At 72.5% G+C, this 22,019-nt stretch carries 22 protein-coding genes and 3 tRNA genes; 13 read left to right on the top strand and 12 right to left on the bottom strand.

Annotated elements, in window-relative coordinates; translation table 11 throughout:
- The first annotated feature begins 110 nt into the window (after positions 1-110).
- A complete protein-coding gene (locus GD880_RS07835) occupies positions 111-2,090 on the top strand; it encodes a glycoside hydrolase family 15 protein (protein ID WP_152231074.1) in 1,980 nt (659 codons plus the stop codon).
- A gap of 72 nt (positions 2,091-2,162) precedes the next feature.
- On the opposite strand, the gene GD880_RS07830 is transcribed toward GD880_RS07835, so the two are convergent.
- Together GD880_RS07830 and GD880_RS07825 are read right to left on the bottom strand one after the other, a co-directional pair.
- Positions 2,163-2,444, bottom strand: a complete 282-nt coding sequence (locus GD880_RS07830; protein WP_193314408.1) for a GlsB/YeaQ/YmgE family stress response membrane protein — start codon at positions 2,442-2,444, stop codon at positions 2,163-2,165.
- A gap of 153 nt (positions 2,445-2,597) precedes the next feature.
- On the bottom strand, positions 2,598-4,172 hold the full coding sequence (locus tag GD880_RS07825) for a DEAD/DEAH box helicase (protein ID WP_226909464.1): 1,575 nt from the start codon (positions 4,170-4,172) through the stop codon (positions 2,598-2,600).
- Positions 4,173-4,391: 219 nt separating this feature from the next.
- Here GD880_RS07825 and GD880_RS07820 point away from each other — a divergent pair, with 219 nt between their 5' ends.
- Entirely contained in the window at positions 4,392-5,060 is a 669-nt protein-coding gene (locus tag GD880_RS07820; RefSeq protein WP_152231073.1) for a hypothetical protein, read from the top strand.
- A gap of 18 nt (positions 5,061-5,078) precedes the next feature.
- Here the strand turns inward: GD880_RS07820 and GD880_RS07815 are convergent, their stop codons facing one another.
- The 6 genes from GD880_RS07815 to GD880_RS07790 form a co-directional block, all read right to left on the bottom strand.
- On the bottom strand, positions 5,079-5,948 hold the full coding sequence (locus GD880_RS07815) for an EamA family transporter (protein WP_319593257.1): 870 nt from the start codon (positions 5,946-5,948) through the stop codon (positions 5,079-5,081).
- A complete protein-coding gene (locus tag GD880_RS07810) occupies positions 5,945-6,868 on the bottom strand; it encodes an AEC family transporter (protein ID WP_152231072.1) in 924 nt (307 codons plus the stop codon). Before GD880_RS07810 ends, GD880_RS07815 begins: the two co-directional genes overlap by 4 nt.
- Positions 6,869-7,006: 138 nt before the next feature.
- The gene (locus GD880_RS07805) at positions 7,007-7,810 is read right to left on the bottom strand and encodes an endonuclease/exonuclease/phosphatase family protein (RefSeq protein WP_193314407.1); all 804 of its coding nucleotides are present in this window, start codon (positions 7,808-7,810) and stop codon (positions 7,007-7,009) included.
- Entirely contained in the window at positions 7,807-8,220 is a 414-nt protein-coding gene (gene msrB / locus GD880_RS07800; RefSeq protein WP_152231070.1) for a peptide-methionine (R)-S-oxide reductase MsrB, read from the bottom strand. The genes GD880_RS07805 and msrB overlap by 4 nt, the downstream gene beginning before the upstream one ends.
- A gap of 92 nt (positions 8,221-8,312) precedes the next feature.
- Positions 8,313-10,172 carry a mechanosensitive ion channel family protein gene (locus GD880_RS20295; protein ID WP_226909463.1) on the bottom strand — a complete coding sequence of 620 codons (1,860 nt, stop codon included), beginning with the start codon at positions 10,170-10,172 and terminating at the stop codon, positions 8,313-8,315.
- A 79-nt stretch (positions 10,173-10,251) separates the two neighbouring features.
- Entirely contained in the window at positions 10,252-10,749 is a 498-nt protein-coding gene (locus tag GD880_RS07790; RefSeq protein ID WP_226909462.1) for a GNAT family N-acetyltransferase, read from the bottom strand.
- Positions 10,750-10,850: 101 nt separating this feature from the next.
- Between GD880_RS07790 and GD880_RS07785 the strand changes: the two genes are divergently transcribed.
- Entirely contained in the window at positions 10,851-11,900 is a 1,050-nt protein-coding gene (locus GD880_RS07785; protein ID WP_152231068.1) for a 1-phosphofructokinase family hexose kinase, read from the top strand.
- Positions 11,901-12,044: 144 nt separating this feature from the next.
- Complete coding sequence (gene surE / locus GD880_RS07780; protein WP_152231067.1) at positions 12,045-12,905, top strand: 5'/3'-nucleotidase SurE; 861 nt, start codon at positions 12,045-12,047, stop codon at positions 12,903-12,905.
- 43 nt (positions 12,906-12,948) lie between these two features.
- Here surE and GD880_RS07775 read toward each other — a convergent pair whose 3' ends face one another.
- The gene (locus GD880_RS07775) at positions 12,949-13,314 is read right to left on the bottom strand and encodes a metallopeptidase family protein (RefSeq protein WP_152231066.1); all 366 of its coding nucleotides are present in this window, start codon (positions 13,312-13,314) and stop codon (positions 12,949-12,951) included.
- Between the two features lie 251 nt (positions 13,315-13,565).
- Here GD880_RS07775 and GD880_RS07770 point away from each other — a divergent pair.
- From GD880_RS07770 to GD880_RS07760, 3 genes are all read left to right on the top strand, one after another.
- Positions 13,566-13,638 (top strand) — tRNA-Glu (locus GD880_RS07770).
- A gap of 58 nt (positions 13,639-13,696) precedes the next feature.
- A tRNA-Asp gene (locus tag GD880_RS07765) sits at positions 13,697-13,770 on the top strand.
- A gap of 43 nt (positions 13,771-13,813) precedes the next feature.
- Positions 13,814-13,886: transfer RNA gene (locus tag GD880_RS07760), tRNA-Phe, on the top strand.
- A gap of 127 nt (positions 13,887-14,013) precedes the next feature.
- Here the strand turns inward: GD880_RS07760 and GD880_RS07755 are convergent.
- Together GD880_RS07755 and GD880_RS07750 are read right to left on the bottom strand one after the other, a co-directional pair.
- Positions 14,014-15,186 carry a tyrosine-type recombinase/integrase gene (locus GD880_RS07755; RefSeq protein WP_152231065.1) on the bottom strand — a complete coding sequence of 391 codons (1,173 nt, stop codon included), beginning with the start codon at positions 15,184-15,186 and terminating at the stop codon, positions 14,014-14,016.
- Entirely contained in the window at positions 15,186-15,380 is a 195-nt protein-coding gene (locus GD880_RS07750; protein WP_152231064.1) for a MerR family transcriptional regulator, read from the bottom strand. The genes GD880_RS07755 and GD880_RS07750 overlap by 1 nt, the downstream gene beginning before the upstream one ends.
- Before the next feature lie 134 nt (positions 15,381-15,514).
- On the opposite strand from GD880_RS07750, the gene GD880_RS07745 reads away from it, so the two are divergent.
- From GD880_RS07745 to GD880_RS07720, 6 genes are all read left to right on the top strand, one after another.
- A complete protein-coding gene (locus tag GD880_RS07745; RefSeq protein ID WP_152231063.1) occupies positions 15,515-16,213 on the top strand; it encodes a hypothetical protein in 699 nt (232 codons plus the stop codon).
- A 378-nt stretch (positions 16,214-16,591) separates the two neighbouring features.
- A complete protein-coding gene (locus tag GD880_RS07740; protein ID WP_152231062.1) occupies positions 16,592-17,128 on the top strand; it encodes an RNA polymerase sigma factor in 537 nt (178 codons plus the stop codon).
- Entirely contained in the window at positions 17,125-18,654 is a 1,530-nt protein-coding gene (locus GD880_RS07735; RefSeq protein WP_152231061.1) for a hypothetical protein, read from the top strand. The genes GD880_RS07740 and GD880_RS07735 overlap by 4 nt, the downstream gene beginning before the upstream one ends.
- A 178-nt stretch (positions 18,655-18,832) precedes the next feature.
- Entirely contained in the window at positions 18,833-19,258 is a 426-nt protein-coding gene (locus tag GD880_RS07730) for a hypothetical protein (protein ID WP_152231060.1), read from the top strand.
- 172 nt (positions 19,259-19,430) lie between these two features.
- Complete coding sequence (locus GD880_RS07725; RefSeq protein WP_152231059.1) at positions 19,431-19,994, top strand: hypothetical protein; 564 nt, start codon at positions 19,431-19,433, stop codon at positions 19,992-19,994.
- Between the two features lie 85 nt (positions 19,995-20,079).
- Complete coding sequence (locus tag GD880_RS07720) at positions 20,080-20,592, top strand: hypothetical protein (protein WP_152231058.1); 513 nt, start codon at positions 20,080-20,082, stop codon at positions 20,590-20,592.
- Between the two features lie 83 nt (positions 20,593-20,675).
- Here the strand turns inward: GD880_RS07720 and GD880_RS07715 are convergent, their stop codons facing one another.
- Positions 20,676-21,284 (bottom strand): hypothetical protein, encoded by a 609-nt coding sequence (locus tag GD880_RS07715; protein WP_152231057.1) that lies wholly within the window; start codon positions 21,282-21,284, stop codon positions 20,676-20,678.
- Positions 21,285-22,019 lie beyond the last annotated feature (735 nt).

Here is a 22,019-nt window from a genome sequence, read left to right as displayed (position 1 = left end):
GGCCGGGCGGGTCATCCCGTCGGGGTGATGCCCCGGTCCCCCGGCTGGCCGACGGTGGACGGTGACCATCCCGGCGCGAGGACCGCGCACGGCGCGAAGGGGCGAGGACCATGGCCGACTACCCGCTGATCGCCGACCACGGGCTCATCGGTGACCTGCAGACGGCGGCACTGGTCGCCACCGACGGGTCCGTCGACTGGTTCTGCTCGCCGCGGTTCGACTCGCCGAGCATCTTCGGCGCCCTGCTCGACCACACCCGCGGCGGCCACTTCCGGATGCGCCCCACCGCGGACATCGTCACCAGCAAGCAGCTCTACTTCCCGGACACCGCGATCCTCGTCACGCGGTTCATGACCGAGGAGGGGGTCGGAGAGGTCGTGGACTTCATGCCGGTGTCGGCCTCCGCGGCACCCACAGGCCGGCACCGCCTGGTCAGGATTCTGCGATGCGTCCGTGGCCAGATCACCTTCGCGGTGGAGATCGCCCCCCGGTTCGACTACGGCCGCGAGAACCACGAGGCCCACCTGAGCGACGACGGCGTCGTGTTCCGCGGCCCGCGCACCTCCTTGGCCGTCCACCTCGTGCGCGAGCCCGGGGATGAGCGTCTGGCCGAGGGAGCGCTGGACGAGGAGGGCGACGTGCACGCCCGCGCCACGCTCACGGCGGGCATGGTCCGCGGCGCCGTCCTCGAGACGGGGGCCACCGAGGCGCGGGCGGTGCGCGCGGCCGAGGTCCAGCAGCTCTTCGACGAGACCGTCCGCTTCTGGAAGTCCTGGCTGAGGCAGTCGACCTACTCCGGCCGGTGGCGCGAGACGCTCCACCGGTCCGCCATCACCCTCAAGCTCATGACGTACGCCCCGACGGGCGGGCTCGTGGCCGCGCCCACGGCCGGGCTCCCCGAGCAGGTCGGCGGCGAGCGCAACTGGGACTACCGCTACACCTGGGTCCGGGACGCGTCCTTCTCCGTCTACTCGCTGCTCGGCCTGGGCTTCCGGGAGGAGGCCGCCGCCTTCGCCACCTGGTTGCGCGACCGGGTGCAGGACCAGCGCGCGGACGGGGCGGCGCCGCTGCAGATCATGTACCGGGTCGACGGCTCCAGCGACCTGTCCGAGGAGATCCTCGAGCACTGGGAGGGCTACCGCGGGTCCAGTCCCGTCCGCATCGGCAACGGCGCGGCGGACCAGCTCCAGCTCGACATCTACGGCGAGGCGATCGACAGCGTCTACTTCGCGGACCGGCACGGCATCCAGGCCGGCCACCCCGGCTGGCTCAAGCTGGTGGAGGTGCTCAACTGGCTCGCCGACAACTGGGACCAGCCCGAGGAGGGCATCTGGGAGACCCGCGGCGGGCGGCAGGACTTCACCTACGGCCGGCTGATGTGCTGGGTCGCCTTCGACCGCGGCATCCGGCTCGCGGCCAGCCTCGGCCGCCCCGCCCCCGTGGACCGCTGGCGCCAGGAGCGGGACGCGGTCTACAACCAGATCATGGAGAAGGGCTGGAGCCACGAACGCCAGGCGTTCGTCCAGCACTACCGCACCGACGTCCTCGATGCGTCGCTGCTGAGGATGTCCAACGTCGGCTTCGTCTCCCCCACCGACCCGATGTGGGACTCCACGCTCCGGGCGATGGACGGCGAGCTGGTCACCGACAGCCTGGTGTACCGCTACGACCCCGCGGCCTCGCCCGACGGCCTGCGGGGCTCGGAGGGGACCTTCTCCCTGTGCACGTTCTCGTACGTCGACGCCCTTGCCCGCGCCGGTCATCTGGACAAGGCACGAGTGACCTTCGAGAAGATGCTCACCTACGCGAACCACCTGGGGTTGTACTCCGAGGAGATCGCCCTGACCGGCGAGCAGATCGGCAACTTCCCCCAGGCCTTCACGCACCTCTCCCTCATCGACGCCGCGCTACGCCTCAACAAGATCCTCGACCAGGCCACCCCGACGTTGCGGGCGCAGCCGCTGAGCACGATCCCGGGGCGGCAGCCGGCGATGGCGGCGGCGACCGCCGCCGGCACCGCCGGGGAGGGGGCGGGCGCCGCCGCGACCAGCCGGCCGACCGCCGCGCCCGGCGACCCACCCGCCGGCTGAGGTGCCGGCGCCGCGACCATGCCGCAGGGCCGGCCGCACGAGGTGCGACCGGCCCTGCGGGCGTGGGCGGGATCAGTGCATGATCCCGCGCTTGCGTCCGCCGCCGCGGATGCCGATGTAGATGGAGATGAACACGACCGCCGCGATGACGGAGATGATCCAGCGGATCCAGTCGATCCCACCCGTCTGAGCCACCCCAAGGAGGCCAGCCAGCCAGTAGCCCACCAGCGCGCCGAGCGCACCCAGGATGATCGTCCAGATGATGCCGATGTTCTGGTTGCCCCTCATCACGAGTCGGGCGAGAGCGCCGATGACGGCGCCGAAGATGATGAGGCCGATGAGCTCACCCAACATGGGACTCCCTCTCTTTCCTCCGGGCCGGGCCGCCGCGGGGATCTTCCCGGGCCGTCCGGCGGTACGTAGGGAAGCGTGGCAGGTCGGGGAACGGCCCGCACGTCGAGGGGGGTTGTGCGCGGAGGCACAAGTGTGGTAGAGGCTCGCCGCCGGTCAGGCGTGCCGGCCGCTCGCCGTCGCCCGGCGCCGCCCGCGGGGACGCGACGCCGGCTCGGCGCCGCCCCGGAGACCACTACCCGCCGGCGCCTCCCCCGTCGTGGAGCTGTAGACCGGGCGGGAGCCGCCCCCGGCGCTGCCGGACCGGGCGGTCGCGCCGGCGCCGCGGCCGCGGCGCGACCGGGACGAACGGGCGGCGGGGGCCGCCGCGGCGACGTCACCCGTGCGGTGCCCGCCCGCCGCGCCTCCGCGCTGGCGGCCCGCCGCGGCGGACCGGGCGGCCTTCGGCTGCTGCGGCGCGGGCTTGCGCGAGGCGGCCACCGGGGCCCGGTCGGGGGCGACGGTCGGCGCGACGTCGCCGACCAGCGTGAGCACGCGCGGGTCGGTGGCCGTCACGCGCGCCGGGGTGGCGTGGATCTTCGCGGCCCGGGCCAGCTGGCGGAAGTCGCCGCGCTGCTCGGGCAGGACGACGGTGACGACGTCGCCGCCGTGCCCGGCGCGGGCGGTGCGCCCGGAGCGGTGCAGGTAGGCCTTGTGCTCGGCCGGCGGGTCGACGTGGACGACGAGCTCGACGTCGTCGACGTGGATGCCGCGGGCCGCGATGTCGGTGGCCACCATCACCCGGACCTCGCCGGAGGCGAAGGCGTCGAGGCTGCGCTCGCGGGCGTTCTGGGAGAGGTTGCCGTGCAGCTCGACGGCGGGAATCCCCGAAGCGGTGAGCTGGCGGGCGAGCTTCTTGGCCTGGTGCTTGGTGCGGGTGAACAGCATCCGGCGGGAGGTCCCCGAGGCGAGGGTGCGCACGAGCTCGTTCTTCTCCTCGGTGCCGGCCACCTCGAAGACGTGGTGCACCATCGCCGCCACGGGCGAGGCGGCGGAGTCCACGGAGTGGTGCAGCGGGTTGCGGAGGAACTGCCTGACGAGCTTGTCCACGCCGTTGTCGAGGGTGGCGGAGAACAGCAGCCGCTGGATGCCGGCCGGGGTGGCCTTGAGGATCCGGGTCACCCCGGGCAGGAAGCCGAGGTCGGCCATGTGGTCGGCCTCGTCGAGGACCGTGACGGCCACGGCGTCGAGGTGGACGAGCTTCTGGTGCATGAGGTCCTCGAGGCGCCCGGGGCACGCGACGACGATGTCGACACCGCGCTGGAGCGCCTCGACCTGCCGGCCCTGCTTGACCCCGCCGAAGATCGTGGTGACGCGCAGCCCGGCGGCCTCCGCGAGCGGGGTGACGGTCTCGGCGATCTGGGTGGCCAGCTCGCGGGTGGGCGCGAGGACGAGGCCGCGCGGGTGGGACGGCGCGCTGCGCCCGGGGATGGGCTCGCCCGAGGGCACCAACGCGGCCAGGCGGGCGACGAGCGGGAGCGCGAAGGCGAGCGTCTTGCCCGAGCCGGTGCGGCCGCGGCCGAGCACGTCGCGCCCGGCGAGGGTGTCCGGCAGGGTGGCGGACTGGATGGGGAACGGCGCGGTGATCCCGCGCGAGGACAGGGACCGGACCAACGGCGCGGGGACGCCGAGCGCCGCGAAGGAGGCGCCGTCGGTGGGCAGGGTCGTACGAGGTGTGGTGGTGTCGAGCACGAAGGGGCACTTCTCTCAGCAGGAGGTCACCGCAGGCATCTCCGCCGTCCGCGTCATCGGCGGCCGGGCCGCCGGCGCTGTAGCCGTGCTGTGCGATGTCGGGACGCCGGTCACGGCGCGCCCTGGGAGGAGTATCGCACGGGACGGGCGGTTGCGGGGCTGGCGCGTCCGGTGAGGAGGCGCACGCGGGACGCGGCCCGGCCCCGTTAAGGTCGGGGCGTGGCCGAGCAGTGGACGCAGCGGGACCGGGCCCTGTGGCTCACCTGCGAGCTGGCCCTGGCGGGGGCGCGCGGCCTGCCGGTGCGGCCCCCCGACCCGGTCGCGTCCGCGGTGCGCCCCCAGCTCGCCGACGGCGAGACCCTCCTCGCCGCCGGGCCGTTCACCCGGTACGTGCTCCGCGCGGGGGACGGCTCCTACCGGCGCAGCTCGGGCTTCTTCTTCGCCACCGGCGCGGTGGGCCTGGCGGCGACCGCCGCCGTCGCGGCCGGGCAGCTGGTGGGCAACGCCCGCCGCAAGCGCGCCGCCGAGCGCGACGCCGCGCCCCGCTGGGAGGCGGCCGGCACCGGCCTGCTCACCGTCTCCACCCACGGCTTCTACCTCTCCGCCCCGGGCGGGCTGGCGGCGTGGTCCTACGCCGCCGTCGGGGCGTGCGAGGTGGGCCGGCCCGGGCTGGTGGACCTGTCGGGGCAGTCCACCACGGGGCCGGTGCGCTGGCTGCTCGAGTCCGACTGGGCCGAGCTGCTCTTCGCGATGTGGGCCCTCGCCGCCCACCCCGGCCACCCGCAGCTCGCGTCCGGGGCCTGGCTGCCGCCGGGCTGGCTGGCGCGCGCCGCCTCGGTGCGCGCCGGAGGCGAGGGCGTCGCACCGGGGCTCCCGGGCGCGCCGTAGCCTGCCGGGCCGCGCGGGTCAGCGCCGCCCCGGCCCGCCCTCGCCCCGGGAGGCCAGGGCCACGGCGACGCTGACGAGCACGAGGCCGAGGAGCTCCCCCGGGCTCGGCACCTGCCGCAGCACGACGAGACCGACGAGCAGCGACGTCGTCGGCAGCAGGGCCGTCAGCAGTGCGAAGGTGGGCGCGCTCAGCCGGGTCAGCGCCACCTGGTCGACGGCGTAGGGCACCGCCGAGGAGAGCAGGCCCACCCCGACCACCGCCAGTGCCAGCCCCGGGGACGCCAGCGCCGCCCCGGCCGTGCCGGCCGCGAGCGGGGTGTAGACCAGCGCGCCGACGGCCATGCCCACCGCCAGCGAGTCCAGCCCGCTGCGCGCCGTGGCGATGCGCCGGCCCAGGACGATGTAGCCGGCCCACGCCGCCCCGGCCGCGAGCGCGAAGGCGACGCCCACCGCCGTCCCCGGCGCCGCCCAGTCCAGCCCCAGCCCGGAGATCGACACCACGCCGAGCAGGGCGAGGACCACGGCCACGCGCGCCCGGGCCCCGCGCCCGCCCAGGGCGGCCACCGCGACCGGCCCGAGGTACTCCAGCGACACGGCGGTGCCCAGCGGCAGGTGCGCGATCGCCCCGTAGAACAGCAGGTTCATCCCGGCGAGCACCACCCCGAACAGCCCGGAGGTGGCCAGGTCGCGCGGCGTCCAGCCGTGCCGCCACGGCCGCCGCCACAGCACCAGGAACACGGCCGCCACGACCACCCGCCACCACGCCACGGTGGCCGCCGGCATGAGGACGAAGAGCTCGACGGCGATGGCGGCGCCGAGGTACTGGCTCACCCCGGAGGCCATGAACAGGGCGGGGGCGGGCACCCGCGACGCGGGCTGGCGGCTCACGCGAGCACCCCGGCCAGGGCGACGACCACGGGGATGCACACCAGCGTGCTGAGCAGCACGGCGTCGCGTGCCAGCGGCACCGCCCGGCCGTAGCGCATGGCGTAGACGAAGACGTTCTGCGCCGTCGGCAGCGCGGCGACGATGACGGTGGCGAGCAGCTCGGTCCCGCTCAGCCCCAGCGCCTCGCGGGCGAGCAGGTACGCCACCGCGGGCGCCACGACGGTCTTGATCCCGACGGCGGCCCACAGCGGCCCCCGCTCGCGGCCGGTGCCGGGCAGCGGGGCGCCGTGCAACGACAGCCCGAAGGCGATGAGCATCGTCGGCACGGCCATGTGGCCGAGCATCTCGATCGGCGCGAGGACCGGGTCGGGCAGCCGCCAGCCGGTGACGGAGAACAGCAGCCCGAGCGCGACCCCGATGACCAGCGGGTTGCGCACCGGGGTGAGGAGGACCTGGCCGACGGAGATGCCGTGGCGCCCGGTCTGGACGTCCAGGACGGCGAACCCGATTGGCACCATGACGAGCAGCTGCAGGAGCAGGATCGGTGCGATGGCCGCGGCCGAGCCGGTCGCGAAGACGAGGATGGGGATGCCGAGGTTGCCGGCGTTGACGTAGCTCGCGCTCAGCGCCCCGAGCGTCACCTCGGCGCCGCGGCGGCGCAGCAGCACCCGGGCCACCAGCGCGTAGAGCAGCGCCGCCACAGCCACCGCGACGATGTTGGCCAGCGCGCCGGCGGAGAAGATGTCGCTCACCCGGGCGCCGGCGACGGTGAGGAACATCAGCGCCGGGGTGGCGGCGTAGAAGGTCAGGCGGGAGAGGACGTGGTCGGCGCCGGTGCCGAGGATGCCCAAGCGGCCGAGCCCGTAGCCCAGGGCCACGACGACGGCGAGGGACCCGAAGCCCGTGAGGACCGCTTCCACTCCTCACCTCCCTGTCCGGCGCCCCCGACATCCTCCCACCGGACGCTCACCGCCCTGAACCGGGGTCCAGGGCGAGGATCGGGCCGCAGACGGTCCCGGCGGGCGCGCCGGCCCCCGCCCGTCCCGGCCGGCGGGCGCTCAGCCGGCGGCGGCGACGTCGACGCTCAGGCCCGCGTGGTCGGAGACGGAGAAGTGGTGGGCCCGGCCCGCCCCGGCGGCCGCGACACCGGCGCCGAGCAGGTGGTCGAGCTGCATGCGCGGGCGGGCGTTGCTGAAGGTCCGTGCGCTCGCGAGCGCCGTCCAGCCGGGCAGGGCGACGGCGTCGGGCGGGAGGTTGAGGTCGCCGCCGAGCACGCGGGGGCCCGGCAGGGTGGCGACCGCGGCGGCGCTGCGCGCCAGCTGGGCGCGGGCGACCTCCGGGATCGTCGACAGGTGGGTCACGGCGACGGTGAGCGGGCCGTCGGGGGTGCGCAGCACCGCGGCCAGGCAGACCCGGCTCTCGTCGAAGGCGGGGAACCAGCCGCCCAGGGACCAGCCGAGCAGGTCCCCGCCGCGGCGCAGCCGCAGCCCGGTGCCGCGCAGGGGCAGCACGTGCCAGGAGCGGACCGGGAAGCGGCTGAGCAGGGCGACGCCGAACCCGCGGCCGGCGTCGCTGCGCCGGGCGCGCACGTGCAGGCCGGAGGCGGAGCCGGCGAGCGCGGCCGCGAAGCGGTGGGCGCGCAGGCCGAGCGCGTCGGCGAGCAGCGCGGCCTGGTCCACCCGCCCCGAGCGGGCCTGGTGCCGGTCGACCTCCTGGAGCAGGACGACGTCGGCGCCCACCGCCGCGATCTCCTCCGCCGCCGCGGCGAGGACCTCGGCGCTCGCGGGCCGGCCGTTGCGGGGCGAGCCCACGGCCGGCAGGCCGTGCTGGAGGTTGAGGGTGAGCAGGCGCAGCGCCGTCACGGCGCCTCGGCGCCGTCGGGCCGCTCCTCGAAGGTCAGCGAGACGGAGTTCATGCAGTAGCGGTCGCCGGTGGGCGTCTGCGGGGCGTCGTCGAAGACGTGGCCGAGGTGGGAGCCGCAGGCGGCGCACCGGACCTCGGTGCGCACCATGCCGAGGGTGCGGTCCTCGAGGAGCTCGACGGCGTCGGTGTCCTGCGGGGCGTAGAAGCTGGGCCAGCCGCAGTGGGACTCGAACTTCGTGGTGGACCGGAACAGCTCGGCGCCGCAGGCGCGGCAGCGGTAGACGCCCACCCGGTGCTCGCCCAGCAGCTCGCCGGTGTAGGGCCGCTCGGTGCCGGCCTCGCGGAGCACGTGGTACTCGACCGGGGTGAGCTCGGCGCGCCACTGCTCCTCGGACTTGGTGATCTTCATGGCTCCATCGTGCGCCAGATCCGGACGCCCGTCACGTGCGGCGGACCCGAGCCCGCCGGCGCGGAGGTCCCGCGCCCGGCCGGCGGTGCCGGTCAGTCGCCCTCGCCGCCGCCGCCGTCGCCGTCGCCGCCGTCGTCGGGCGCGGCGTCCCGACCGTAGAGCTGCTCGGCCCGCTGATTCTCCACGCGCTTGCGGTCGGCGGTCAGCTCGCGCTCGTCCAGCGCCTCCTGACCGGGCCCGGCGAAGGCCTGGGCGCGTTCCTCCGCCTCGGGCGAGCCGGAGAAGATGCTCGCCTCGTGGCCGGCCCGGGCGGTGGAGCCCTCGTGCGCGGCGGGCTCACCGGCGCCGGGCAGCACGGCCGTCCCGTGCGGGTCCGTGATCGGCAGGCGGCTCGCCCGCTCGCGCAGGGACGTGCGCGTCGGCCGGTTCTCGGTCTCGACGGGCGGGGTCCCAGACCGCCCGGTGTCGCCGCGGCGGGCGCCGTCCCCGGACGCACCGGCGCCCTCGGGGCCGGCCGCGCCGTCCCGCTCCGACGCGGGCTCGTCGGCCCGCTCGGACGCGGCCGCGGCGGCCCGCTCGGCCTCGAGGGCGAGCGCGCGCGGGTCCAGCCGCTGGGTCTCGTCCTGGGAGGGGTAGCGGTGGTGCAGGGCCTCCTCGCGGTGGTGCAGCCCCTCGAAGCGGGAGCGGCGCCGGTCCTCCTTCTCCGCGCGCCGGCGCGCGCGGCGGGCCGCCGCCTGCCGCTCCCGGCGCTCCTGGGGGCTCTCGTTCGCGGCGGGGACGACCAGGGTGTCGTCGGCGGGCCGGCGGGCGCCGTCGAGCTCGGCGAGCTCCTCCATCTCCTCGGCGGCCTCGGCGTAGCGCGGGTCGCGGCTGTCGTCGAAGAGCCGGGTGACCTCCTGCTGCTCGAACCGGCGGAACGGCAGGGCGTAGGGCACCTGGGTCTGCAGCCAGTCGACCAGGTTCTCCCGCAGGAAGTACTTCAGGTCGGTGAGCGTGGGGGCGTCCTTGCCCGAGACGAGGGCCCGCACGAGCAGCGACCCGCCGGTGGCGTTCTCCACCTGGAGGATGCCGACCCGGCCGTCCCACAGGTCCGTCAGGCGCAGGAGCCGCTCGAGCTCCAGGCGCATCCGCGGCACCGGCACGCGCCAGTCCACCTCGAACTCCACGGTGCCCAGCAGGGCCGGCGCCTGGCGGGTCCAGTTCTCGAAGGGCTGGGTGGTGAAGTACGTCGAGGGCATGATCATGCGGCGGTCGTCCCACAGCCGGACGACCACGTACGTCAGGGTGATCTCCTCGATGTGCCCGAACTGCTTCTCGACGATGACGACGTCGTCGACGCGGATGGCGTCGGTCATGGCCAGCTGGAAGCCGGCGAAGACGTTGCCGAGGGTGGTCTGGGCGGCGAGGCCGGCGACGACGGACAGCACGCCGGCCGAGGCGAGGATGCTGGCGCCGGCGGCCCGCATGCCGGGGAAGGTCAGCAGCACCCCGGCGATGCCCAGGACGACGATGATCGCCACGCCCACCCGGCGCAGCACCTGCGCCTGGGTCTGCACCCGGCGCGCCCGCGCCGTCGCCCCCACGCGCTGGATCCGCATGAGCGCGGCGTCCTCGATCACGCGGATCAGCGCGGCGAGGAACCAGGTGCAGGCGGCGATGAGGACGATCAGCAGGCCGTGCTGGGTCACGGCGAACCAACGGCTACGAGGTTCCGGGACGCCGAGCAGGAGACCGGTCCAGGCGCCGAGCACGACGAGGATGGCGCGCACCGGCCGGCGGGCGCGGTGGACGATCATCGCGGCGAAGGGCCGGCGGTGCCCGATGACCCGCAGGACGCCGGTGAGCAGGAAGCTGCCGACCAGACCGGCCAGGACGCCCCCGACGAACCAGAGGACCAGGGTCAGGATGTCGACGGACTTCTCGACGGTGTGGGCCAGCTCGGCGGGGGTCATGGCTCCAGGCTAAGGTGGCGTCCCCGGAAGGTTCCTGGGGATCGGCGGGACGAGCCGGGCGGGGACGAGCCGGGCGCGGTCAGAGGTCCTTGCCGAGGAACACCGTGACGTAGGGGTTGTCCTCGAACGGTTCGGTGGCGGCATAGCCCGCCGACTTGTACAGGGCGATGGCCTCGGTCAGCGACTCGTTGACGCTGAGCACCACCCGCCGGCCGCCCAGCGCGCGGGCCCGGTTCTCCAGGGTCCGCAGCAGGAACCGGCCCAGCCCCTTGCCGCGGGCGTCCGGCACCAGCCACATCCGGCGCAGCTCGACGTCCCCGCCGGGCAGCACCCGCACCCCGCCGCACCCGAGCACCTTCCCGGTGGTGAGCTCGGTGAGCAGGAGGAAGTCGCCCTGGGGCGGCGTGACGTCGTCGGGGTCGACCTGCTCGGTCAGCGCGGGGTCGAAGCCGCCGGCGATGCGCTCGTCGAGCTCGTCGAAGTAGGCCTCGAGCGCCCGGGCGGCGCGCTCGCTCGCCGCCTGGCCCTCGATGATGCGCACGGGGGGCGTGCTCGTCGCCGGCTTCGGGCTCGTCATCCCCATATGGTGCCCCGGGTCGAGGTGCCGTGCCTAGACGTGGCGGGCGGCGCCGCCGTCCGCCGCTCGCGGGCGCCGGACGGCGCACCTACGCTCCGCTCATGGACGGCGCCCCCACCGGCTTCTCCGGGCTGTTCCCGCGGGACGGCGAGCCCGGCGGCCGCCTGCCGGTCGCCCGGACGCCGGGCCCGTCCCCCGACGGCGCCCCGCGCCGGCCCCGCATCTGCGTGCTCGCGCCCACCCCGCTGCTCGTCGTCGAGATCGCCGACCACCAGGGCGTCGCGGGACGATCGGCGCAGCAGGCGGACGTGCACCTGCACCCCGGCGGCCAGGGCCTGTGGGTGGCCCGCATGGCGGTCTCCCTGGGGGCGGAGGTGACCGTGTGCGGCCCCTTCGGCGGGGAGATCGGCCCGCTGGTGGCCCAGATGCTCACCACGGACAAGCTGACGATCCACGGCGTGACCTACGGCGGGGGCAACGGCGCCTACGTGCACGACCTGCGCGGCGAGGACCGCGAGACCGTCGCCCACATGCCGCCCTTCGCGCTCAACCGGCACGAGCTGGACGACCTGTACGGCACCGTCCTGGTCGACGCCCTCGAGGCCGACGTCCTCGTCGTCACCGGCGCCGAGCCGGCCGGCGTCGTCCCCGCCACGTTCTTCGGGCGGATCGTGCGGGACCTGCGCCAGGCGGGGCGCACCGTGGTCGCGGACCTGTCCGGCGAGGCGGCGCTGTCGGCGGCCAAGGCCGGCCCGCACGTGCTGAAGCTGAGCCACGAGGAGGTCTGCGCCGCCGGGCTGGCACCCGACGCGGAGCCGGCGTCCCTGATCGCGGCGGGCCGGCGGCTGGTGCAGATGGGCGTGCGCGCCATGGTCATCTCACGGGCGCAGGACCCCTCGCTGCTCATCACCGCCGACGGCGTGCGTCAGGCCGAGGGGCCGGTGATCACGCCGCTGGAGCACCGCGGGGCGGGCGACTCGATGACGGCCGGCATCGCCGTCGGCCTCGGCCGCGGCCTCGACGTCGCCGACGCCGTCCGGCTCGGCGCCGCCGCCGGGGCGCTCAACGTCACCCGCCGCGGGCTGGGCACGGGCCGGCGCGACCAGATCGAGCGGTTCGCCCAGCGCATCACGGTCCGCGAGACCGGGTAGGGCCGCGAAGAAGGTGACGGGGGCGCCGTCGCCTCCGGCCGCCGGCGGGGAGGGCGACGGGTCGGGTCCACTCGTGCGCCGGGCGAGATCCGGGCCGGACGGGAAAGATGGGAACCGGCACTCGACACGAAGGAGATGATCCCGGTGCGGGTTCTCGTCACCAACGACGACGGCATCGCGTCCCCCGGTCTGACCGTCCTGGCCCAGACGGCCCTCGACGCCGGCCACGAGGTCGTCGTCGCCGCCCCGCACCGGCAGTACTCCGGCGCCAGCGCCTCGCTGACGGCCCAGGAGGAGGACGGGCACCTCGTGCTCGTCGACGAGCGGCCCCCGGGCCTGCCGGAGGAGGTGCAGTCCTTCGGGGTCAAGGCCGCCCCCGCGCTCATCGCGTTCGTGGCGGCCTTCGGCGCGTTCGGCCCCAAGCCCGACGTCGTGCTCAGCGGCGTCAACCTCGGCGCCAACACCGGCCGGGCCACGCTGCACTCCGGCACGGTCGGGGCGGCACTGTCCGCCTCCTCCCACGGCATCCGCGGGATGGCGGTCTCGATCGCCTCCGCCAAGCCCCAGCACTGGGCCACCGCCCAGCAGGTGGCCGCGCACGGGCTGCACTGGCTCGTGCAGGAGCCCTGGCACGACCGGGTGCTCAACATCAACGTCCCCGACGTCGCGCCCGACCGGCTCCGCGGGCTGCGCCCGGCGACGCTGGCCAGCTTCGGTGCCGTGCAGGCGCGGGTGCGGGAGATGGGCAGCGACTACGTCCAGCTGACCTACTCGGGCGTGGAGGCCGAGGAGGAGCCGGGCACCGACCACTACCTGCTCGCCCGCGGCTGGGCCACGGTGAGCATGGTCCGCGCGCCGGTCGACGACGAGAGCGGGATCGTGCTGCCCGCGTTCGACGGGGCGGTCGCCGCCGACACCGGCATGGTCGAGGTCAGCACCGGCACCGTCATGTCGAGCGGCGCCGACGGCGTGACCGGCGAGATCACCGAGGGCGAGGCCGGCTGAGCTCAGGCCCACCCGGCGGGGCGCCGGCCGGGCGTGCGGCCGCTCAGGCCCAGCCCAGCTCGTGCAGCCGGTGGTCGTCGATGCCGAAGTGGTGGGCGACCTCGTGGATGACCGTGACGGCGACCTCCTCGACCACCTCCTCGGCGGTCTCGCACATGCGCAGCGTGGGGCCGCGGAAGATGGTGATGCGGTCCGGCAGCGAACCCGCCCACCAGGAGTCGCGCTCGGTGAGCGGGGTGCCCTCGTAGATGCCGAGGAGATCCTCCTCGGCGTCCTGCAGCTGCTCGGGGGTGGGCTCGTCCTCGACGAGCACGACGACGTTGTCCATCTTGTCGGTCAGCTCGGCCGGGATGAGGTCCAGCGCGTCCGCGACGGCCTCCTCGAACGCCTCGCGCGTCATCTCCACCACGGGTCCATCCTGCCTGCTTCCCCCGGACACCGGCCTCCCCTCGCCCGTCGCGACCGATGCGCGAGCGCGCGCTCTCGCGACCGACCTCCGCCTGCAGCGGTCGCGGCCGGAGATCGGCGTGCGCGCCAGCCTCCGGGGTACGTGACGGGAAGCACACCCTCCCGACTTTGCTCCGGGCGCCTCCTTCCCCCTATGCTGTTCGAGGTCCAGGGGCGCCACGGCGTCACGGGAAGTCCAGAAGCAGTTCACGGGCCCCCATCGTCTAGCGGCCTAGGACCCCGCCCTTTCACGGCGGTAGCACGGGTTCGAATCCCGTTGGGGGTACGCACCGCCAGCAGGACGACAACTTCATAGAAGTACCAGGCTCCACAGCCTCACACGAGGCCCCGTAGCGCAGTTGGTTAGCGCGCCGCCCTGTCACGGCGGAGGTCGCGGGTTCAAGTCCCGTCGGGGTCGCCGGTACGGACGCCCAGTCCCTCGGACTGGGCGTTCGTGTCAAGGCTCTGTAGCTCAGTTGGTAGAGCGTTCGACTGAAAATCGAAAGGTCACCGGATCGACGCCGGTCGGAGCCACCGCCGCAAGGCCCCGCACGCGAGTGCGGGGCCTTGCTCGTTCCGCCAGCCGTTTGTCCTGGTCAGGCGCCGTTTCCGGAGTGGCCGCCGCCGGCTCGGAGCCTCGGCACCGTGGCGCTGACGGCGCTCACAGACCGGGCCCCGCGGGGCGCTGTGCCATATCCGTGCCATATCCGTCGCCGGTGAGGCGGTCGAACACCGCACCCGCTCGTCGGGCGACACCCTCGCGTGCCCGCGAGTAGCGCTCGGTGACCTGGAGGCTGGAGTGCCCGAGCACCGCTTGGACGTCCGGTGCCGACGCGCCGGCGTCGAACAGGATGGTGGCGAACGTGTGGCGCAGATCGTGCACGCGCAGGTCGGGGCGGGCGAGCGCCGTGCGGATCGTCGCCCAGTCCACCGCCCGGCGGAAGTTCGCCGCGACGAGCCGGCCGCCGCTCGGCCCGGAGAACAGCAGATCGTCGGGTCCCTTGCCCGTCATGGCCTCGTCCACATACGGCAGGAACGCCTGGACGATCGGCACCTGTCGTTCCTTGTGGCTCTTCGGGCTCTGCTCGATGAGTTCCCCGTTCAGGCCGGGCGAGAAGCTGCGGCTGACGCGCAGCACGCCTTGCGCCAGGTCGACGTCGCGCACCCGGATGGCGGTCGCCTCCCCCGCCCGCATGCCGGTGAAGACGAGCGCGGCGGCGTAGCGGCGATAGACCCCGGCCGGGATGAGCTCGAGCATCCTCGTCACCTGCGGCATGGTCAGCGCCCGCGAGGTGGGAGAGGTCGAGGCGTCCTGGGTCGGGCGCTTGATCTCGCGCGCCGGGTTGTAGTCGATGATCCGCGCGCGGCGCGCCGCGTCGAGCAGTCGGCTGATGAGGGCGAGCGCGTCAACCTTGGTCGAGGGCGAGCATTCCCACCCGACCATCGCCGTCTCGATGAGGGGTGAGGTGATCGCCTCGAGCTTCAGGTGTCCGAGCGTCGGCCGCACCCGCCTGCGCCACGCCACGGCGTAGGCGCGTGCCGTGCCCGGTCGCACCGACGCCTCGATCGCCGACCAGTGCCGCTCATGCCACTGCGCAAGCGTCATCGCGCCGTTCGGGTTCTTCCCGGCGACGGCCTTGGCGAGCTCCTTCTTCGCCTCGCTCAGCGTGCGGAAGGTGCGTGCGCGCTCGGCCCAGTTGCCGTACAGGTCGGGCACCAGCACGCGAATCTGATAGCGCTGCCGATCCTCGCGCCAGCGGATGCCCTCGGGCAGGGGCCTGCCGGTATGCGGGTCGAGACGCAGCGGGGAGTTCTTCGACGGTCGCCCAGCCATCAGCGCCTCGTCCCGCCGACTTCGAGGAACTCCTCGATCGTGTCCGCGCGCCACAGCTTGTGCTTGCCGACCTCCGCGTCCGGTTGGGGGATCAGCCCCTCGCGGCGCAGCTTGTCGAACGTTGGCAGAGGCACGCGGCAGCGGGCGGCGGCCTCGGCACGCGTGAGGTAGTCCGTCTTCGTCGCTTCCGTCATGCCCTTTCCCCTCCTCGGGTCCGGGGGAACGTCACCAGCAACTAGCGTTTGTGCCACTACCTGACATCTAACACCGGCACCCGCGTCCTTGCAACCACATGAGATGGGGGCCCGTTCCCGATAATCTCGTGCGCATGGCACTTCCGACGCCCCGCCCCTGGGATCAGGCCGCAGACGGCTTGCTCACCCAGGCCGACCTGCCTGCCGGTTGGCACCTCGCCACCCGCTTCCCTGGCGAGCGCGCCGACGATGCCAGCGACGAGATAGACCGTGTGCTCGGCTACGACGACCAGGCGCCGGGCGGCGGCGACGGCGCCTCCGAGCAGAACGAAACCGCCGAGGGGCGCTGGCGTTACATCGAGCACGAAGCGACCGCCACGCGCGTGATGATCCGCTTGCAGCGACAGCTCTACGCCACCCCGGAAGAAGTGCGCATCACCGGCGTGATCTACCTACCCTGGCGGCCAGGCGACCCCATCACCAGCCACCTCCTGCGAGAACTCCCGACCGCGAAGATCGAGGCAGCGATCAACAAGCGCCTCTTCGCCATGAAGCGCGTCACCACCGTCACCGGCAACCAGGTCGTCCTCCCGAGCGGCCGAAAGATCAGCGACCGCGAACTCTTGAAGCCGCTCGGCAACCCCAAGCAGGTGCCCGACTTCTACGAACTCGTCGCGCTCCAGCACGGCAAGCTCTCCGGCCAGGGTGACGACAATCCGTCAGCGACGATGGCACAAGTCAATGGCGTCGCCCTCAGCACCGCACAGGGTTGGGTCGCGAAGGCCCGCAGCCGTGGGTTGCTCCCGCCGGGACGCCGCGGTCGCGCTGGGTAGCAACGGATTCGAACTGTTCGCCAGCCCCTCGCCGGCAAGATCTGGGAACGTCGTCTTGGCGCATAAACGCTGGGATTTGGGCGGGTCGGTCGGGAGATGACAACGTCGTGATTCACCGATCTACAGGGCCGGTAGCACATGAGTTAGCACATGAAGGCCGCCGCCCAGGGCCGCGAACGCGCCGGCGGTCTCGCGGGCGACGCGTGCCGGGTGTCGCGCTCCTCGAATTGGCACAGTGCGGGAGCTGCGTGCGTAGTTGCGTGACCTCGGCGCCGTGGGCGGCGAAGTGTGACCGAGAAGCTCGGATGTAACGGACGGCGGTGTGCCGGCGATATAGAAGGTGACGGGGCTGGTTCGCCGAGCACGAGGTGGTGTGGGTTGTCCGACGCAGAGAAATTCACGCGCCTCTATCGCGAGCACCGCGCGGAGCTCGAGCGCTTCGTGCGCCGGCGACTGCCTCCCCCACAGGTAGAAGACGTCATCGCTGAGGCGTTCCTGGTGGCCTGGCGCCGCCTCGACGCGGCGCCGGCAGAGCTGCGCCCGTGGTTGTTCGGCATCGCCCGCAACCTCATGCTCACGGCGGCCCGCACGCACGGGCGCTGGCACGCACTCCACGTCCGCCTGGCGGCCGAACCGGAGCCGGCGGACCTCGAGCTCGCTGCCGACGTCGCCTCGCGCACCGACCTCGTCCGCGCCTGGGGCATGCTCACCCCCGGCGAGCGCGAGGTGCTCACCCTCGTCGCTTGGGACGGCCTGACCGCCCGGGAGGCCGCGACCGTGCTCGGCTGCGAGGCCGGAACGTTCCGGGTCCGGCTCCTGCGGGCCCGCCGCCATCTCCTGCGCATCCTCGACCGCCTGCCCCAGATCGACGCCTGGCCCGAACGCCCACTCACCGAGGAAGGAGCACGCCAATGACCGCCGAGCACACCGTCCTTGCCCAGCTCGCCGACCTCGACCCCACCCGCCACGAGCCGCTCGCTGGCCCAGAGCAGGCCGATGCCACGCTCAGCTGGGTGCTCGCCCACGACCGCGCCCAACCCGCTGAAGTGGCCCCTCCGCGCCGGCGGCGTGTGGCCCTGGTCAGTGCCGCCGCAGCCCTTGTCCTGGGCCTGGCCGGCGCGAGCACCCTGCCGGGCATCTTGTCCGGCAACGGCACCACCGCACCGGCCGCGGCGACCGTCCCGATGCTGACGTACAGCGAACCCGCCGGGACTACCGGCAATGCCGAGCTCGCCGAGCTCGCCGACAAGATCCGGTCGGCCGGTCTAGACCAACCGCCCCCCGCGACCGGCCCCTACCGGTACCTCCGCCACGAGTCGGAGCGGTGGTCTTTCACGCTCATGGCCGATGGGACGATGCGGCAGGACGCAATCTCGTCCCAGCTCGAGCGGTGGGTCGCCGCAGACGGGTCCGGACGCCAACTGCAGACCGACAACGGAGTCGCCCGCTACGGCTACTACGACTTCCAACCTGGCGAACCCGAACCGCCGTTGGACCTGACCGGCAGTGCTCAGGAGATCGTGCGACGGCTCGTCGGCGATGCACCCAAGGATGACGCCGCATCAACGATGCTTGGCGCGTACGTCCGCACCATCGGCCTCTACGGTCAGTACACCGCTGAGGAGCGGGCGGCCTTCCTCGACGCCTTGGCCACGTTGGACGTGACCAGCTACGGCGTCGTGGAGGACCGGGCCGGTCGCGTGGGAGTCGCTTTCGGCACTACCCACCACGTCGACGACCCCCGGCCATTCAACCCGGCACAATCCGGGCCGGCCCCCGTCGATCAGCCGCCTCTGGACCCCGACGGCCACACGGACGAGACGCGGGTCATCCTCGCCCCCGACACCGGCGAGCTGCTCGCCGTCGAGAACATCACCTCCGGCATCGACTACCTCCCCGCGGCGACGGTCACCGGGTACACCCTCCACCTCGACGACACCTACGTCGCGACCATGCCCGGCGAACCCACCCAGACGACAGGGCCCCCGCAGACGACCGCACCCGCGCCGACGGCGGAACCCATGCAGACGGTAGAGCCGCTCACTGCCCCGGAGGCGGCACCGTACAAGGCCCTCGTCGAGGGGACCGGCTTCGTCCCCGTCCGTATCGACCGAAACACCGTCGGAGGCACGCCCTTCATCGACGCCGCGTTCGAGGACCGCACCAACGGGACCCTCCTCACCTTCGCCCTCCACTTCGACGACGGAGCCCAACTACAACGCGACGCCATGAAGGACCCCACCTACCAGCCCTTCGCCGTCCCCGGCGGCGCCGGCGTAATCCGGGCCACCGAGTGGATGGTCGACATGCGGGTGCAGTCCAACGACGGAACCCGCATGGCGTACATCGGTATCAGCGAGTCGAGCCCCGCGGGATCTGTGCCTGCCGAAAGCGTCGAATTCGTCCGCGACGTCCTCGCGCCCAAGCTCCTCACCAGATGACCACCCACCCATGCGACGATCCGCGCCCATCGGCCCGCTGCACCGTCGGGCGACAAGCACACGAAAGACTAGGGGCGATATTGCAATCCTCCGATCGTGACTTGAGGTCGCAGTGCCAGGGCTCCGGCCCCTCTGACGGGTCTGGCTTCGCCGCCCACGGCATCCTTACCCTCCAGACATGAGGTGGCGGAGGTGGCTTATCGGCGGCATCGTCAGCGTCACAATTGGCACTGTCCTCGCCTTCTTCCTTGCCCATGGCGGGCCGATCCGCGCCTGCAGCACGGTCGCGCATCTCTACATCGGCCCGGTCGAGGTCCAGGCCGTGCCCGGCGTCGACTCCCTCGCAGCGTGCATGGGCCCGAATTGCACCCCGATGGACGTCCCCCACGAGAAGGACGGCGTCTGGCTCGTCCCTCAGGATGCCCCTTACCTGCAGGGCGATGACGAGCTTCGTGGAAATCTCCACGAGATCACCATCCGGGCACAGGCGCGAGGAACCGTTCTCGCGGACGGCAACTTTGAAGTCGAGCGCGTACGGCTGCCAGGTTCAGAGTGGCCCGAATGTCCCGGACGATACGGGTACAAGCCCATAACCATCAGATGACGTTTGTCGACGGTGCGGCTGTGGAACCTTCACCACTTCCTCACCCACCCGCGCACCTTTCCCCCGCTCGGCGCGCGTACGGTGCGTTCCGAGCCACTGTGTGGATGGGAAAGAAATGACCGATACCGCCGACAGTCCGGCCGTCACCTCTACCAACCGTTGGCTGGTTCGGGTGGCGGGCACTTTCGTCGCCCTCGGCGGGCTCGTCATTGCCGTCCTCCGTGTCCTCAGCGCCCGCGGGTGGACCGTCGTTGTCGGGCCCGTACCGCAGTTCGCCTTGGAGATCCTCGCGTGGGGGATCGTCGGTACCGGCACGTGCGGGCTCACTGCTGTCGCCGCCCGCAAGCTCTACGCCCAGAGCGACCGGCTCGCCCGGCTCACGGCCATCTTCCTCACGCTCGTCGCCGTTGTTGGTGGCATCCTCGCCGCCCTGGTCATCTTCGGCTCAATTACGTGGGTCGCCCTCGAGGGTGTTACCCGCCTGCACACCCCCGGCACCGATCGACACTGGGCCGTAGAGGCGACCTCGGGCCTCGGCGACACCAGCTACACCTTCTACGTCGCCACCAACCCCTTCCTCTTCCGTGAGGCGGGCCAGAGCCTCTCCGGCGAGATGTACAACCCCTTCGATGACGGTCAGTACCGGGTGCAGACCGACCCCGATGATCACCTCACGCTGCGCTACCCCACCCTCCCCGGCGGCCCTTATGACGCACCCCTCCAGCTGGAGCGATAAGGAGACGCACGTGCCCACATTCTCAGCGCGCCCCCTCGGGGACCGCACAGCCGGCCGCCTCCAAACACGGATGGCTCTAGCCGCCGTGGCACTGCTCTGGTTCACCGCAGCGTTCATCGGAGCTTGGATGATGCTGGCGGCAGCAGGGCCGTACGCTGCGTGCGCCGCTCACCCGGACGTAAGACCCGGAATCTGGGGCTCGATCTTCCTTGCCGCTGGTGTGGGGGTCACGTGTGCTGCGTTGATCGCGTATCTGGTGGCCGGAGATGATGAGCCACCGTGGGATCATTCGTCGTTGGCCGTGCTCGCCACGGGAATGGTGCTCCTAGCCACCTTGGCGTCGGTGATGGGGCTCTTCTTTGCGGCACTGGGCCCATTCGACGAGCCCGCGTCTGAAAGTGTCGGGCAGTTCTTGACGTTATCGTCAGCGACCATTCCAGCAGTCGCCGCGCTCGTCACCCTAGCGTTGCTGAAACGAACGACCCAAACAGCCACTACGCCCGGTCGTGCCGCACTGACCAGCGCCGGCATCTTCATCCTCACCCTGATCGTGCTGACAGCCTGCATCGCCTCAACAACGCTGAACCGCTGTTCGTGACCTCCGCCTGGTCAGCCTGGTGGAACCACACGGCCTGCGGCAGCGGTATCACTTCCTCAACAGCCGAGGCATCCGCAAACCAACTAGTCAAGGCGGACCTCAGCGACATCCTCCTGCTCTGGTCCTGTGCGGTAGCGCAGCAACACCTCCCCCTCTTCTTCGGTGACCTGGTAATCGCCCTGCGAGAACGGGTCCCACTCCGCGCGACTATGAGACATGGCGCGGCTGAATCGGTAACGGAGACCGTCAGGGGAAACGTAGAGGTTGTAACTGACGTCCCCGAGCGCGGGCCCTCGCTCGACGGCCCAGTGGTTGTTGTTCGCCGGCGTTTCGAGACGGTGGTAACCGCCGGCGTTCGTGATGAAAAGAGCCACCAAGCTCGCCGCAGCCGCAACGCACCACAAGATGATGACGAGCACCGTGAAAGCGACCCTGTCCGCGCGGCCGGTCGCAGACGCGCCGGTAGCGGCGATGCGGCCGGCGGCGAGGAACAGCCCGGAGATGGCCACCAGAAGGAGGGCCCAACCAGCAAGGTCGACGAGGTAGTCATACCCGCCGACGAGGATCTTCCAGCCGTCGGATCGAGACTTGATGAGAAGCCCGACTACAACCAAGCTCACCGCGGTGAAGGACGCCCACGATCCCAAAAGGAAGCGAATTCGTCGCCGTGGCCAGGTCGTCTCGGTGGTCATCTTGTCCCCAACTGGTCGTCGGGTCTCCAACCTAACGGGCATTTTGCACCCGGAGCTCCCGCTTCCTGCAGAACGACGACGGCAGGGCCCTTTTCGGTTACATCGACGAACCGCCCGGCTCCTCCGAGCCGCACCCGGACCTGTCACTCTCCCCTGGGACTACCTCCAGTTCGCCGAACGCGCACGAGCGAAAGGGCAGGCCCCCGACCCCGACGGCACGATCGAGGAGCTCCGCGTCACCCTCGACCCCGTCACCGGAGCGGTGCTCGCCTCCGAAAACATCTCGTCTAGCGGCCAAGCAGCTCTCCCGTTTGACACCGCCACGCTCCTACTCGACAGCGGCTACGCCGGCGCGCTGCTCGAGTGCGGCGACATCGGCTGCGGCCCCATCGGCAGGCTGGCGGAGGACGCCCCACTGCCCGCCACCGCCTTGGGCTGCCACCTCCGACAACGCCCAGTGACAGTCACCCACTACGCCGAGGCACGCGGAGAGCGATGGAGTCCACCGCGGAAGACCGCGCAGAAAGAGAGCACTTCCACAGAAGCGCTGCGACTTCACATTGAACCATCACAACCGAATCCCCCCTTGGCACGCATTGCACATTAAGGGCTCTTCAGAATTGAGGGTGTAGTCGGGGTCTGAATCCGCCGGCCTCTAGCAGGGATCTGGCGATGTAGTTGGTGAGGTTGCGGAAGCCGAGGGCGGAGCCTCGGAGGTGCTCGAGTCGGCCGTTC

The sequence above is a fragment of the Georgenia ruanii genome (assembly GCF_009193175.1).
In the GTDB taxonomy this organism is placed as follows: Bacteria; Actinomycetota; Actinomycetes; order Actinomycetales; family Actinomycetaceae; genus Georgenia; species Georgenia ruanii.
The sequence above is the reverse complement of the archived record's forward strand: the minus strand, read 5'-3'. Positions and strand labels throughout refer to the sequence as shown.